Raw genomic sequence first — 15,099 nt, forward strand, 5'->3', positions numbered from 1 at the left:
CATGTATTAGGCACGCCGCCAGCGTTCGTCCTGAGCCAGGATCAAACTCTCCGAAGAAATGTTTGACTTGCTCATTTTGCTTTTTTGATAGTGTGTGCTCACTTAAAATTTAACGTTGGCGCTTTGTTTTGTTCAGTTTTCAAAGAGCAATTTGTTGTCGTTTCTCTCAGAAGCGACTTCTATAATGTAACACATTGTGTCACGTTTCGTCAACAACTTTTTTTGAATTTTTTTCATCAAGTTGTTGGCTGTTTGTGTTGCTGTCTTAGCGACAAGAAATAATATACCATGTACCAAAAATGTTTGCAATACGTTTTTTAAAACTTTTTCAAAAAAAACGTTTTTTTCTTTTTTCCTCTATATATTCTTTTCATCATCCCCACCACCCTGTCCCCTTCTTCCGGAACAAGCGCATGTTTCATGAATAAACGAAGCATATTTCCATAGAAACACAAATAGACATATATAGATATCTTTTTCCCTTGAGGTGAAGCGATGAATCTATCATTAATCGGATTACTCATTTCTTACAGTATGGCCCTTTATTTATTCAGTTCTGCTTATTATGAAGCCATTAGGTTCAGCAAAGAAAAAGGCAGGGTGAATGGCACAACATTTTTATTCAGCTTTACTTTCGCTTTGATTTTCACACGGATCACCTATTTGTTTCACCCCTATTAAATAAAGCAGTAAGTCGGGAGACTTACTGCTTTTATACGGAGACCTTCGCTTCTTTATATACCTTACTTTTCTTTTCATCCTTTAGGAACATCATCAAACCACCCAATATGATTGTACCTCCAAGGACCTGCGTCCAGAGTATCGGTTCATCCAATATGAAGTAAGCCAGAACCGTTGCTCCAACCGGTTCAAGTAAGATTCCCATCGAAAGCGTCGAAGTGCTTAACCACTTTAAAGACCAATTGAATAAAGAGTGTCCTAATAAAGTCGGGAAAATGGCAAGCAAAACAAAATAGATCCAATCGGCAGCCGGATACGGGGCCAATCCCTCTTCCTTGAAGATCACATAGAAAAACAAAGTAACAGCACTGATTGCATACACGACAAATGTATATGTTATAGAAGAGACGCGTTTTCGAACATTTTGGCCAAATAGTAAATAACCGGTTACCAACGCACATGCGATAAGCGAAAGAATATCTCCCCAAAGCGCCATACCGCTGATTCTCAAATCTCCCCAGCTAATGACAAGGCTGCCTGCTATTGCAATGATGCCGCTCAATATTGCCTTCATTGAAAATCTTTCTTTGAAAAACAAATAGGCTCCAGCAAAAGCGAATAATGGCTGAAGGGTGACAAGCACAGTTGAACTGGCGACAGACGTGTAATTAAGCGATTCAAACCATAAAATAAAATGAAAAGCCAAGAAAACTCCTGCCGCAATCGAATATAGCCAATCCTTTTTCCCAATGAATATAAGTTCATGGCGGTATTTCACCAAAAACACCGGCAGCATAAGCAGGACGGTAAATAATAAACGGTAAAAAGCTATAACACCCGATGGAGCAGTCGCCAATTTAACAAGGATGGCCGAAAATGAAACGGATGCAACACCGATCGCCAACGCAACATAGGGATTCACTTTTGGCATTTGCATTTAAATTCCTCCTTTCAATCGGAATGACGTTACGTATCATTGAACTCTATTCTACTATGTTAAAATTATAAGGGTAAGCTTTTTTGAAAAACGGGTATATGGCAACACACGATCTTATTCATCGATAATATTTGGAAGTGGTGAAACAAATGGAATGGACATTCGACCCGCAATCGGAACTGCAAATCCTTATAAAATTGGGCATTTCAGCTCTCCTCGGCCTAGTCATCGGACTAGAGCGAGAAATGAAACGAAAACCCGTCGGATTAAAAACAAGCCTGGTCATTTCAATCGTCAGCTGCTTATTAACGATCGTTTCCATGGAATCCGCTTATAAGTTCCCAGGGAGTGAACACGTAAACATCACAATGGACCCCTTGCGTCTAGCCGCTCAGATTGTTTCTGGCGTCGGCTTTATCGGGGCTGGCGTCATTCTCCGGAGGGACAATAACAGCATATCCGGTTTAACGACAGCTGCCATCATCTGGGGAGCTGCCGGTATCGGGATTGCCGTTGGAGCAGGATTTTTTCTTGAGGCCATAGCCGGCGTCATCCTATTGATTATAAGTGTCGAATTGGTGCCCTTAATCGTTACCTGGCTCGGACCGATGAAGTTGCGGCAAAAAGAAATCTTTCTGCAGCTGGTGGTGAAAAATAAAGATGACATTGCCGTCGTGCTGAAAAAAATCAAAGACGAAAAAATATTCATCAAAAACCTAAGAATCAAAGATGTGGAAGAAGACCACCACCTTTTGACGCTTAAAGTATTGGTCGATCATAAAGTTAGAACATCGGAAGTGTATTATACCGTTTCCAACCTTAAGGAAATTGCACGGGTAGAGATTGAAAATGCCTAATAGGAAAACCGTTTGACTTACCCTCAAACGGTTCACTAATAAAAGGGATTCGGAATTAAACATTCCGAACCCCTTTTGAAATTCCCTTTGAATTTTCCTCAATATTAAGAGATTGATTTTCTACGAGTCCACTACGTTTAGACCATTTTTGACCCCAGGCAAGTCCAATTGCCTGCATAAACTCAATCCTCAGGTTTTATCTTTAACACCAGAATCCAACACCTAATATGCATACATGGACATTCACTATCATCCATAGGTCAGTGAGAAAGTCTAGTGTTACGTCACTGGGGCCTATTCCTTTATTTAAGGGTCCACTCTATACATTTATTTTAAATTTACAAAATAATCAAACCGATATCCTTCTCCATACGTTTATATATAGTGAAAGGACGAACTCTGACTTGATTAAACATTTCAAAGAAAGGTGGTTAGGACAACCAGCAAGATATTGACAGGGATTTAAACAATGATCAAGAAAATAACTTATCGAGGTGAGTAATGTTTAAAAAGATGAAGTTAAAGAGTATATGGATTATTCCCTTACTATTTGTGGTTTTTATACCAAATGTAATTGGTGCTTCTTCTACTAAAGGTAAAAGCCCAGTGTTAGGGACAGGCTTTGACACCCACATCACCAACAATTCCCTTGCTGTTAGTCCGGATGAGCGAATAGCGATTGTCTCAGATAGCCGAGAACAATCCATCCTGGTCTATGATCTCGCCAAAGGCAAGTTGCGCAAAAAGATTGACGGCTTCGGTTCACCGAGAAACATCGTGTTTATTGATGACGGTTCAGAGTTTGTCGTCTCAGACAGCACGCTCGGTACACTCCGGTTTTACAGTATTAAAAATTTCACCTTGAAAGATGAAGTTGTCATCGGTCCAGGTGCATTCGGGACTGCTGTCAGTCCGGATGGAAAGACATTGTATGTGAACAATCAAGCACACAATTCCGTCACGGTCGTCGATCTGGAAAAACGAAAACCGATTGACGTCATTACCGGTTTCGCCCAACCAAGGCAAGGCATTAAAGTCTCTTCAGACGGAAAATATATCTTTGTCACGAACTTTCAAGGAGATAAAGTGTCCATCGTTGATGCCACCACTAAAAAAATCATTCGTGAAATATCAGGGTTCTCCAGTATTCGCGGAATCTCGATTACCGCTGATGGAGGAACATTATATGCCGCCAACAGCGGACGCAACAGCATTTCCGCAGTTGATACGCTAGACGGTAATATTAAGGGTGAAATCAAAGTGGGACGTGAGCCATATGGAGCGGCTCTATCGCCTGATGATAAACTTCTTTTTGCAAGCAACAAAGCTGATAATACGATTGACGTGATCAATGTCGCTGATAACCGCGCAGTTAAAACAATCGGGGGTTTCAATGAACCAAGGCAAGCAATTGTCTTTAGCCATGACGGGGATCAGGCTTATGTATTAAATCGGGATCTCTCTATTGCGCGTGTTGATGTTAAAACATACACCATCACGGATATAATTCAGGATAAGCCAAAAAAATATAAGCTTAAAATACTAGAATCTGACGAAGTGGGGAAATATGTAGCAGATCAAGACGGAATGACACTTTATTATTTCACTAAAGATGATTCTAATGTCAGTAATTGCAAAGGCCAATGTCTTGATATTTGGCCTTCATTCCATGCAGATAACATCAGCTCGAATAATGGATTCGACAAAAAAGACTTTAAAACAATCATAAGAGATGACGGACAAAAACAAACAACATATAAAGGGCACCCACTTTATTACTATGCGAAGGATAAACATGCAGGTGATATAAATGGACAAGGCGTCAATAATGTCTGGTATGTAATCAAAAAAAAGATTTTTGAGGAATAAGCGCAAGAACAAGGAATCAGGAACGCTGAAAAGTGGCACAAAAAATTGTTTAAGATAAAAACCGTTAATATTTTTGAACAGATGAAAAAAACAAACCGAGAGATGGATTAACATGATCAAATCAATTATTATTTAGTGGTAATGATTTTTTGCCTTTAATGACAGCTGGCTGCAGCTCTAATGTTGAAAAAGCGATTTCGTTGGTGTAATGGTTACATTATTATGCTTCAGGTCTTTTACCTCTAAATCGTATAAACAAAAAAACTGTAGGTTAACTCGATTCATCGCTTCTATAGTCTGATCCGTTTGACTACCCTCAAACGGTTTTTTATCATTTTTGCAAAAATCTCATATTTAATATTGACTTTTCACCAAAATCCGATAAAATAATTATTGTACCTCAATTCGGGGCATTAGCTCAGCTGGGAGAGCGCTACGCTGGCAGCGTAGAGGTCAGCGGTTCGATCCCGCTATGCTCCATACTTAGAAACCCTTGTGCAGCAAGGGTTTTTTTCTTTGGCTAAAAAAAATAATAATCGCGCGGATCATACTTTGGTCATAAAACGCTAATATGTATTAAGTGTAACTTTTAGTTGAATTAAAAACATTTACACTATCATAATCATTCTTGTTCTTTACCCAGATACTACTTCTTTACGTGCATATATCAGATAAGCTTAGGAAAAAAATAAAAAATTGGTCAGTTCCTTTCAAGAATTAACCTTCATTGTGATCATTTTAATCATCACAATCTACATATACACATTTTTTATGTGCTTTAGTAGTGGGCCTTATCTACGGTGTTTATCATTTCCCAAAGTTTGATAGAATTTGCGATAAAATCAGCGCAAAGGAGTTTAAGAATCCTTTTATTACAAAATACACCTACCTCCTTTTAGGAAGTAGGCGCATTCAATTTATTTCAAATTTATTATCAATAAAAGCTTCGAAATAGCTTAGTTAATAAACCATTGCAATGATTTACTAACTAACAATCCTTCAGGACAATCTATGAAAAAAAGATGCGATAAGCTTCCCTAGTCTTCGAATTCCCTCGATTATTTCTTTCTCATTGGCATAACTGAACGAGAGCCGGAGAAACTCGGTTCCATCGTTTTGATCCAAGAAAAAGTATTTCCCTGGAACATATGAAACACCCTCAGCTAGAGCCTGTGATAATAAATGCGACGTATCAACACCAGGAATTCTCACCCATACAAAGTAACCACCATCTGGTACATACCAGGAAACGGATTCTGGAAGAAATTGTTCCATCGAACGGATTAACGCAGTACATTTAGAGCGATACACATCTTTTAGAAGGTCTAGTCTTTGCTCAAAATCGGTGTTTTCTAAGTATGCAGCCATTGTGCTTTGAGCAAATGGATGGTCTAAATCTTTTTTTAACCACTCTAAAGCCTTAATGAATTCACTTTCTCCTGCTATCCATCCAATCCGCATTCCTGGCGCAACCACCTTGGATAATGACCCAACGTGGAGGACCCGCCCGCTTTCATCAATAGATTTTATTGGCAGCAGATTTTTGCCGAAGGATAATTCCCCGTATGCATCATCCTCTAGAATGAGGAAATCAAACTCGATGGAAAGCTCCAATAAATGCTTCCGCCGCTCAGTAGTCATAGTCGTCCCAGTTGGATTTTGAAAGGTTGGGATTGTATATAGAAAACGCGGCAGGGTTAGACCTGTACGTTTCCTTTCATCCAGCATTTCTTTTAATCGGTATGTTTCGAGTCCCTGTTCATCTATTGGTATACTAATAATTTGATTCGTATAGTTTTGAAAAATCTCTAAAGCCTCCATATAGGTGGGAGATTCTACAGCTACGACAGCAGTATCATCAAGGAGAATGCGGGCAATAAGATCTATCCCCTGACAAGCACCTGATGTAACCAAAAGCTTTTCTTCCAAAACGGAAATTCCACGCTCTGCCAACCTTTTCTGAATTTGCTGCTTTAGTCTTGCAATTCGTGGACTTCCGATATAATGGAGCGGCAAGTCCTGCTCCTCATCAAGAAGTCTGGTTACAGCTACCTTGAGCTCATCGGCAGGAACGAGAGCTGGATCCGGATAGCCTGAACTCAAGCGAATACAACCATCTGGCAGATCTGGCATCCATGCACCAGGCGGATCATTCTTAAGTGCCGCTTTAATGTTTTCAGAAAAAAAAGATTCTACATTCACTTCAACCATACACCTTTCCGTCAATCGAACCATGATTGATTTTCTCAATTTTTTTATAGATAGCTGCTTATGCAGATAATCATCAATCTTTTGCAGAAACACCCTTACATGTACTTTAGACTTTCTTCTCTGACGGAGACAACCTATTAATGATGCAAATTCAGTGCCTTTTGCACTGAACTCTCTTGGCCGCTCCAATACATTAGGAGCTTTTTTCTTTAAGCTATGTGTGTATAGATTAAGTCGTTATTTTTATCTTTCAGTATCTGTAATGCAGATAAAAGAAAGTAAAAAAGTGAAGAAGGCAGATCATCCGCCTTTCTTCACTTTTTATGAAACTCTTCGTATTTCTTAACCAAACGCTTCGGTGCCGCACGTAAATAGGCTTCTTGAATTAGAATGGTCAATTCACCCCAGCCTTCCCTATCCGGATTTTGAATGGAGACCCAGCCGTGACGTCCTATATACGGTGTTTTGAAAAAATTCTCTTTCTGCAGCAAAAATTCTTGGGTTTCCCGATCTGACTTGAACGACAATCTGAATCCATTCTCACTTTTGCCTGAAATCACGAAGGACTTTCCATTGATTTTAAAAGTATTGTGACCAAAACCATCAATATGTTCGACAGCTTCGGGCAGCGCAAGACAGATATTACGTACATTTTCAAGCATGCCTGCCGTGTCATGTAATTTCATGTTCCATTCACCTATTATAAAATCTATTTTGCATTCACATCGGGTTGATGAATTCCGAATATATTTCCTTCTGTATCAATATAGTATCCTTGCCACGCCATTCCAGGCAGGGCATATTTGGGCTTGGCGACCTTACCGCCAATCTCAATAATTTTAGCTTCCGTTACATCGTAATTTTCCACTCCCATTGTACAAGCAAATGCATTTAAAGCTTGGTTTGTTTCCGGCGGAGCACTTTGACGCTGCATCAAAGCTCCATTGACCCCAGGTTCATTCTCCTCGCCAGTTACTGCTCCAAAGTAAGGCATTCCTGCATAATCACTCCAATCTTGAAATGACCATCCGAATACCTCTCCATAAAACTTCTTTGCCCGTTCCATATCATCTACATGAATTTCGAAATGAACTAATCTTCCCATGAGATCCCCTCCTGATTTTTACAAGAATTAACCAATTCATTAAATTATCCAGTGTTTTCGCTTACAATATCCCACTTATTATTATAATAGATATGGAAATAAATACAATTATTCCAATTGAGATTAAATCAATTTTTAGAGCCTCATCATACATCCTGATATAAACTTTTTAGAATGATAACAAGAACCGTTCTTCAAAATATAGATAGTTCCGACCAACAGAATCGGCTTCATGCTCCTACTACATATCTTTTCAATTATTTTTTTAATAATTAGTTCTTCTAATTTCTTATTCTATAGTGAATAGTCACTGCGTTATCCGCAGAAACCTTCGACCCCACAATACATCCAATTGCTCACTTTGTCCGTGATACCAAATATTTGCGAAACTATGTGTATATTTTTGTGAAAGTTGGACGAGACTGCTAGTAAATTAAATCTAGGAGGTTATCAAAATGTTTAGATTCGGGAAAGGTAAGGCGCGAAGTAAGGTCGGTAAATTCATCGATAAGCACGGATATTCACAAGAGGAGTTTGTAAGTGCGTCTGGAATCTCACGCAATACGATAAGCAGAGTTTGCAGCGATCCAAAGTATGTGCCATCAGCTGGAGTATTAAAGAAAATCATGAAGGCGGTTCGAAGTATAGATGCTGGAGCAAAGGCAGATGACTACTTTGATTTGTAAACAAAAAGGCCCTAGCGTAATGGCCGGGGCTAAATGTATTTGTTCAATACTGTTCATACTCTCCTTATCCAGGCTCCCATGATCCATGCTTTCCTTTCACTGGAATAAAGTCATCCAGCAGCTGCATGTCCTTAACTTCCCAAGCGCACCCTCCCAGTTTATAGTCTCCTAAGAAATAATCATTGCCTGATAACGATTGTAGTATTGCCTGTATCCCGTTATTTTCATTTACCTTTAAACAATTTTCATGCTTACATATACCAATGATCATACCAGTTGGGAGATTGCCCTTTGAGTATCCATGCTTACCAAGCAACAACTGGATTGGCTTCTCGCTTCAGAAAGCCTTATCCATTTTTTCACTAGTATGAATCGTTAGCGGACCACGAATCGTTCTCAACGACCTTGTTTCATATTTGACCTCTCCCAGGACAAATAGACTCGCCCAAGGCTGGATCATTGATAATACCTTCATTCCAACGGCCCCCAACTGAATTTAAAAATTAAAATCCCCCACTTCCATTAAGAGCGGGGGATTTTCTTCATTTTCGGATGATATGTTAATATCTTGCAGTTCATTTGTCCTTTTTAGACAAACCCTGCAGGATTTCTTTAAACAAGGGCTTGTTATCGGTTAGGGACAAAGGGGGATGTATGTATTCCGCTACATCTATTTTCGACTGACCAGTTTCTTAATGAAGCGAACAAAAGGTGAAACAACGGCTCCACGGACATTCGTGAGGGCATAACCGATCAGCCCCATTATAACCAGAGCCAATATTAAGCCTATTATCAATCCTGATGTTTCTTTAAGTTCTTCAAATACAGCATCAAATACAGCACCCATTTCTTACCCTCCCCGGCTTGCCGATGCAACTTATTTTTACGGTTTTCACCCATTTAAATTCTGAACAGCTTCATAAATCGTGTTTCTTTGAACCCTTGCACCCATTCTGGTAAATAAGGTTCATTATAACGCATTGGATGATTATGGTCGAGTTAGCACCTCTAAACGTACTATCTAATTTCATTTCCGTTATCTCTTTCTACTTATTGTCTTACCTTCTAGCTTTTCTCTTTAAGTAAATATATAAACCTCCCCTTCTTTCCACTAAAAATGATTAAATGAAAACCTTTTCATTTGTCCATAACCGACAAAAGCGAGGCGTTATTATTGTTTTTTTAGAACATTGTGAAAATTGTCGAAAAATCGTAAGCTTAATTTATTGAAATACATCTTCTTAGGGGGTGCGCTTATATGGAAGCCATTACAAGAGACTTTTTCTTATTCTTATCTAAAAATAATCTGCTTAATAATATTGCTAAGAAAAGCGGCGGAAGTTTTGCTGCTGGAAAGATCATTGGGGGAACTGATTTCCAAAGTTCCATTAAATTCATCAAACAACTTAATAATAGTGGCTTGTCGGTTACTGTCGACCATCTTGGGGAATTCGTTGATTCCAAGGAAGTGACTCAGGAACGGACGGCAGAATGCATCGAAACCATCGAAATGATCAGCAGGGAACAACTTGATTCACAAGTTTCCCTAAAAATGACTTCATTGGGACTAGATATCGATCATAATCTCGTCATTGAGAATATGACGAAAATCCTTGATACAGCAGAAAAACATAAAGTCATGGTCACAATCGATATGGAAGATGAAGTTCGCTGTCAGGCTACAATCGATATCTTTAGACATTTCAAAGAAAAATACAGCTGCATAAGTACTGTTCTACAAGCATATTTATTCCGCACAGAGAAAGATTTGGAGGACCTTGCCCAATATAAGCCATTCCTGCGTCTCGTAAAAGGTGCCTACAAGGAATCTCCCGAGGTGGCTTTTCCCGAAAAGGATGATGTAGATGAAAACTATAAAAAGTTGATTAAGCAAAGTCTTCTTAACGGAAATTATACGGCCATTGCCTCACATGATGACAAAATCATCGAATATACAAAAGAGCTGGCCAAGAAATATGACATCCCAAATACACAATTCGAATTCCAAATGCTTTATGGCATGAGGAACAAGACTCAATACGAATTGGTCAAGCAAGGTTACAAAATGCGCGTCTATGTACCATATGGTCTGGATTGGTATGGATACTTCATGAGAAGGCTTGCGGAAAGGCCATCCAATATTGCTTTTGCCTTCAAAGGGATGGTCAGAAGCTAAATATATTCAATATTCAACATTCTTGATTGCTACAAAAAATCTATTAAAAGGTGTGATTATCAATGATTTCATATAAACATGAACCATTTGTCGATTTTACAAACGAGGAAAACAAGAAAGCTTATCAGGAGGCTCTTCAAACTGTTGAAGGCTATTTAGGGCAAGACTACCCTCTTTATATCGGTGCAGAGCAAGTGACGACTGATGAGAAAATCGTTTCATATAACCCTGCAGATAAGCAAGAGGTCATCGGCCGCGTATCGAAAGCGAACAGGGACCTTGCTGAAAAGGCCATGCAGGAAGCTTCTTCCGCTTTTGAAAGCTGGAAAAAAGTGAAGCCGGAAATCCGTGCTGACGTTTTATTCAAAGCTGCTGCCATCATTCGCAGACGCAAGCATGAGTTCTCTGCATTATTGACAAAAGAAGCAGGAAAACCTTGGAATGAGGCTGATGCCGATACAGCGGAAGCGATCGATTTCCTTGAATTCTATGCCCGTCAAATGTTGACGCTTAAAGATGGTGTGCCAGTTCAAAGCCGTCCAGGAGAATTTAACCGCTATGATTACATTCCATTAGGAGTCGGCATCATCATTTCTCCTTGGAACTTCCCATTTGCCATCATGGCAGGTACAGCTGTTGCGGCTATCGTAACTGGTAACACAATCCTATTGAAACCAGCTTCGACTACTCCTATTGTTGCTGCGAAATTCGTTGAAGTGATGCTTGAAGCCGGCCTTCCAACAGGTGTCTTGAATTTCGTTCCAGGAAACGGAGCCGAAGTGGGCGACTACCTGGTAGATCATCCAAAAACACGTTTCATTTCCTTCACTGGTTCACGTGATGTAGGTCTGCGCATTTACAAACGGGCTTCAGAAGTGAACGAAGGCCAAATTTGGCTGAAGCGTGTCATCGCTGAAATGGGCGGAAAAGATACGATCGTCGTCGACAAAGAGGCAGATCTTGAATTGGCTGCTCAATCGATCGTGAAATCTGCATTTGGCTTCTCGGGACAAAAATGTTCTGCTTGCTCCCGTGCTGTCATCGTAGAAGATGTGTATGATCAGGTTTTAGCTCGCGCTGTTGAATTAACAAAACAGCTTACAGTTGGTAATCCTGTAGAAAATCATTTCATGGGGCCTGTCATCGATCAAGCAGCTTTTGATAAAATCATGAGCTACGTTGAAATCGGAAACCAAGAAGGACGCATTCTGACTGGAGGAGAAGGAGATAGCTCTAAAGGCTACTTCGTTCAGCCGACAATCGTTGCTGATGTCGATCCGCAAGGCCGCTTGATGCAAGAAGAAATCTTCGGGCCAGTCGTTGCCTTCACAAAAGCGAAGGACTTTAACGAGGCTCTTGAGATTGCCAATAACACTGAATATGGTTTGACTGGGGCTGTCATTACGACAAATCGCCTTAACATGGAAAAGGCACGCGAAGAATTCCATGTCGGTAACTTGTATTTCAACCGCGGCTGTACTGGTGCAATCGTAGGTTATCAGCCATTCGGCGGGTTCAACATGTCAGGAACCGATTCCAAGGCAGGCGGACCGGACTACTTGCAGCTTCATATGCAAGCCAAAACAACATCCGAAACATACTGATAATGTTCCATTATGCAATTTAAAGAAGATTTGAATTCCCTCGTTTTTTGTATCTTCCATTCTGCGATACGAAAAACGAGGGGAAATGGAGGAAGTGACAAATAAGTTGCTTCCTCTTTTAAAACAAAAAAATTCCTGAAAGGAGTCTTTATATGATTGATTACTCATTAATAATTTCCATCAGCATTTATATGGCGGGCATGCTTTTCATTGGTTACTTCGCTTACAAAAGGACTTCCAATTTAAATGATTACATGCTGGGCGACCGGGGTCTTGGTCCGGCTGTCACTGCATTGAGCGCCGGTGCCGCTGATATGAGCGGTTGGCTTTTGATGGGGATGCCTGGTGCCATGTTCGCAACAGGACTAAGTTCCATCTGGATCGTAATCGGGCTGACATTAGGAGCCTACGCGAACTGGCTGTATGTTGCACCAAGATTGAGAACCTATACGGAAGTCGCCAATAACTCCATTACGATCCCCGCTTTCCTGGAAAATCGTTTTGGCGAGGGCTCACGGATCTTAAGACTCATTTCCGCTTTGGTTATCCTGATATTCTTTACCTTTTACGTTTCTTCCGGAATGGTATCAGGCGGAGTGTTATTCCAAAGTACATTTGGCCTTGATTACCATACAGGTTTATGGATCTTGACAGGCGTTGTTGTCGCCTATACTTTATTCGGCGGATTCCTGGCAGTAAGCTGGACAGACTTTGTTCAAGGAATCATCATGGTCGTTGCCCTGGTTCTTGTACCGATAGTCACCCTTATCCATGTGGGCGGTTTCGGTCCTTCGATCGACACGCCACGTTCCATTGATCCAGCTCTATTGAACATTTTCACAGGGACAAGCTTTTTAGGCATCATCTCATTGTTTGCCTGGGGACTTGGCTACTTCGGACAGCCTCATATCATTGTCCGCTTTATGGCGATCAGTTCTGTTAAGGAAATAAAGAAAGCCCGTAATATCGGGATGAGCTGGATGATTTTCTCCAGTGTCGGTGCGATGTTGACTGGATTCATCGGAATCACGTATTATTCCCAGAACAACCTGAAGTTAGCTGATCCTGAAACGATTTTCATAGAGTTAGGGGAAATACTATTTCACCCATTCATTACTGGTTTCTTGATTTCAGCAATACTGGCAGCCGTCATGAGCACGATTTCTTCGCAGCTTTTGGTTACAGCCAGCTCTTTAACCGAGGATATATACAAAACCTTCTTCCGTCGTTCCGCTTCAGATAAAGAACTTGTTTTCCTCGGCAGACTTTCCGTACTGATCATTTCAATCATCGCGCTTATTCTCTCTTGGGAGAAAAATGACACGATCCTTGGACTTGTCGGGTACGCGTGGGCTGGATTCGGTTCTTCATTCGGTCCATTGGTCTTACTAAGCCTCTGCTGGAAACGGATGACAAGATGGGGGGCATTAGCAGGGATGGTCGTTGGTGCCGCTACTGTAATCTTCTGGTCCATGGCCGGATTATCCAATACGCTTTATGAAATGATTCCTGGTTTTGGCGCAAGCTTGATTGCCATCGTCCTGGTCAGTCTTCTAACAGCAAAACCATCAAAAGAAGTAGAAGCGAAATTCGAAGAATTCGAAAAAACTTTAAAACAAAAATAAAACCCCTAAAAGGAACGGTATTTTTTCATATACCGTTCCTTCTTTGTTCTTGCCCCTATACACATCTTCCGTTTAAAAGTATTATTAAACTAAGTTATCTTCCAATTCAAAAAACAGGGGGCCATATATGTCATTAGAAAAAATCCTGACTCTCACAAACATCAACGATATAACGGATATGGTCAGCACTTATTTAAAAAAACCAGTCGTCATCGAAAATGACCAATTTTTATTGCTGGCATATAGTTCATATTATATCGAACACTTCGACCAAGCCAATCGGCAAACCATCTTCACAAAGCATTGGCCGATTCCAATTCTGGAGAAATTCATGGATGAGGGCATTGTCGAACAGCTTAAAACGGTGGAGCATCCATTTAGGGTGAAACAAATCGAGGAAATCGGCTTAAATCAAAGAGTCGTTGTAAGCGCTGTCCACAAAGGGCAGGTATTCGGATTCATTTGGGTCCAAGAAACGGAAATGATGACTGATTCCGAATTGGAATTTTTACATGAGGTTTCCCATCATATTGGCAAGCTCCTCTATCAGAAAAAACAGATAAACATGAAAAAAGATGAAGAGAAAAATGAGTTTTATCAAAAGGTCATTGACGAAGTCTATCAAACTGAAAACCAAATAAAATGGGAAGCAGCCAATATGAATCTTCTCATTCCGGAAACATTCCTTATTAATGTCTTTACCATCGCTCAATCCGATGCGGAACATTTCGATGAATTAGCGGATACAGTCAGTCTATTCGCCAATGCATTGAATCATTTTTCCCATGTATTCACAAACCAATTGAAAATCATCGTCTTAATTGGCAGCAATGGTAAAGGGAAAGACCTGCTTTCTGATAGCGCCAATGATTTAACGAACACGGTTCTTGCCCAATTCAATGATCAAAGGGTGTTCCCGGGAATCGGAAATGAGTATTCTTCGATTCTTCAATTAAGAAAATCCTATCTCGAAGCCCTTGAAGTGATCAATGCAGCCAAGTTCATCGGTAAGCCTGAACAGTTTCCTTTCCAATATAGCAAGCTGGGGATTTTCCGTTACCTCGAAATGATCTCCAATCATCATACTAAAACGAATTATATCAATACCGATTTACAGATTCTTCAAAAAAAGGACCAAGAAAGCCAAACCAAGCTCATTCAAACAATGGAAATATATCTGTTGAACAATTGCCGGATCAAACCGACAGCTGAACAGCTATACATTCATACCAACACATTGAAATATAGATTGAACCAAATAGCCGATCTCACTACAATCGATTTTGATGACTTTCATTCGAGAATACAACTATACATCGATTTACAGCTTATAAAGCAGAAATCTTAA

15 protein-coding genes and 1 tRNA gene are annotated in these 15,099 nt (G+C 40.2%); 9 read left to right on the forward strand and 7 right to left on the reverse strand.

The genetic code is table 11. The annotated features are described in order from the left end of the window. Window positions 1-495: 495 nt before the first annotated feature. Window positions 496-681 carry a hypothetical protein gene (locus ACFX4L_RS12785; RefSeq protein WP_141133607.1) on the forward strand — a complete coding sequence of 62 codons (186 nt, stop codon included), beginning with the start codon at window positions 496-498 and terminating at the stop codon, window positions 679-681. Window positions 682-712: 31 nt separating this feature from the next. Here ACFX4L_RS12785 and ACFX4L_RS12790 read toward each other — a convergent pair whose 3' ends face one another. Then, window positions 713-1,618: a DMT family transporter gene (locus ACFX4L_RS12790; protein ID WP_284469423.1), complete on the reverse strand. Its 906-nt coding sequence runs from the start codon at window positions 1,616-1,618 to the stop codon at window positions 713-715. 149 nt (window positions 1,619-1,767) lie between these two features. On the opposite strand from ACFX4L_RS12790, the gene ACFX4L_RS12795 reads away from it, so the two are divergent. The 3 genes from ACFX4L_RS12795 to ACFX4L_RS12805 all read left to right on the forward strand — a co-directional run bounded on the left by ACFX4L_RS12795 (window position 1,768) and on the right by ACFX4L_RS12805 (window position 4,824). Continuing rightward, window positions 1,768-2,475, forward strand: a complete 708-nt coding sequence (locus ACFX4L_RS12795; RefSeq protein WP_284469422.1) for an MgtC/SapB family protein — start codon at window positions 1,768-1,770, stop codon at window positions 2,473-2,475. Window positions 2,476-2,976: 501 nt separating this feature from the next. Further along, window positions 2,977-4,344 carry a beta-propeller fold lactonase family protein gene (locus tag ACFX4L_RS12800; RefSeq protein WP_377386459.1) on the forward strand — a complete coding sequence of 456 codons (1,368 nt, stop codon included), beginning with the start codon at window positions 2,977-2,979 and terminating at the stop codon, window positions 4,342-4,344. 407 nt (window positions 4,345-4,751) lie between these two features. Beyond that, window positions 4,752-4,824: transfer RNA gene (locus ACFX4L_RS12805), tRNA-Ala, on the forward strand. 519 nt (window positions 4,825-5,343) lie between these two features. Here ACFX4L_RS12805 and ACFX4L_RS12810 read toward each other — a convergent pair. From ACFX4L_RS12810 to ACFX4L_RS12820, 3 genes are all read right to left on the reverse strand, one after another. After that, window positions 5,344-6,546 carry an aminotransferase-like domain-containing protein gene (locus ACFX4L_RS12810; protein WP_377405326.1) on the reverse strand — a complete coding sequence of 401 codons (1,203 nt, stop codon included), beginning with the start codon at window positions 6,544-6,546 and terminating at the stop codon, window positions 5,344-5,346. A gap of 323 nt (window positions 6,547-6,869) precedes the next feature. Continuing rightward, complete coding sequence (locus ACFX4L_RS12815) at window positions 6,870-7,241, reverse strand: MmcQ/YjbR family DNA-binding protein (RefSeq protein WP_377386453.1); 372 nt, start codon at window positions 7,239-7,241, stop codon at window positions 6,870-6,872. A gap of 23 nt (window positions 7,242-7,264) precedes the next feature. Continuing rightward, window positions 7,265-7,660, reverse strand: coding sequence for a VOC family protein (locus ACFX4L_RS12820; protein WP_061465347.1), 396 nt, complete (start codon window positions 7,658-7,660; stop codon window positions 7,265-7,267). Window positions 7,661-8,115: 455 nt separating this feature from the next. Here ACFX4L_RS12820 and ACFX4L_RS12825 point away from each other — a divergent pair, with 455 nt between their 5' ends. After that, window positions 8,116-8,346 carry a helix-turn-helix domain-containing protein gene (locus tag ACFX4L_RS12825; RefSeq protein WP_061465348.1) on the forward strand — a complete coding sequence of 77 codons (231 nt, stop codon included), beginning with the start codon at window positions 8,116-8,118 and terminating at the stop codon, window positions 8,344-8,346. Between the two features lie 64 nt (window positions 8,347-8,410). Here the strand turns inward: ACFX4L_RS12825 and ACFX4L_RS12830 are convergent, their stop codons facing one another. From ACFX4L_RS12830 to ACFX4L_RS12840, 3 genes are all read right to left on the reverse strand, one after another. Beyond that, on the reverse strand, window positions 8,411-8,665 hold the full coding sequence (locus tag ACFX4L_RS12830) for a hypothetical protein (protein ID WP_377386449.1): 255 nt from the start codon (window positions 8,663-8,665) through the stop codon (window positions 8,411-8,413). Between the two features lie 18 nt (window positions 8,666-8,683). After that, on the reverse strand, window positions 8,684-8,821 hold the full coding sequence (locus ACFX4L_RS12835) for an ASCH domain-containing protein (RefSeq protein WP_317778304.1): 138 nt from the start codon (window positions 8,819-8,821) through the stop codon (window positions 8,684-8,686). A gap of 195 nt (window positions 8,822-9,016) precedes the next feature. Continuing rightward, window positions 9,017-9,193 (reverse strand): hypothetical protein, encoded by a 177-nt coding sequence (locus ACFX4L_RS12840; protein WP_176431794.1) that lies wholly within the window; start codon window positions 9,191-9,193, stop codon window positions 9,017-9,019. Between the two features lie 411 nt (window positions 9,194-9,604). Between ACFX4L_RS12840 and ACFX4L_RS12845 the strand changes: the two genes are divergently transcribed. From ACFX4L_RS12845 to ACFX4L_RS12860, 4 genes are all read left to right on the forward strand, one after another. Beyond that, on the forward strand, window positions 9,605-10,522 hold the full coding sequence (locus ACFX4L_RS12845) for a proline dehydrogenase family protein (RefSeq protein WP_377386446.1): 918 nt from the start codon (window positions 9,605-9,607) through the stop codon (window positions 10,520-10,522). Window positions 10,523-10,584: 62 nt separating this feature from the next. Then, the gene (pruA, locus tag ACFX4L_RS12850; protein ID WP_377405328.1) at window positions 10,585-12,126 is read left to right on the forward strand and encodes an L-glutamate gamma-semialdehyde dehydrogenase; all 1,542 of its coding nucleotides are present in this window, start codon (window positions 10,585-10,587) and stop codon (window positions 12,124-12,126) included. Between the two features lie 152 nt (window positions 12,127-12,278). Then, a complete protein-coding gene (gene putP, locus ACFX4L_RS12855) occupies window positions 12,279-13,751 on the forward strand; it encodes a sodium/proline symporter PutP (RefSeq protein WP_284469415.1) in 1,473 nt (490 codons plus the stop codon). A gap of 127 nt (window positions 13,752-13,878) precedes the next feature. Beyond that, window positions 13,879-15,099, forward strand: a complete 1,221-nt coding sequence (locus ACFX4L_RS12860; RefSeq protein ID WP_377386442.1) for a PucR family transcriptional regulator — start codon at window positions 13,879-13,881, stop codon at window positions 15,097-15,099.

The organism is Peribacillus sp. YIM B13482, from assembly GCF_042787975.1.
In the GTDB taxonomy this organism is placed as follows: Bacteria; Bacillota; Bacilli; order Bacillales; family DSM-1321; genus Peribacillus; species Peribacillus simplex_A.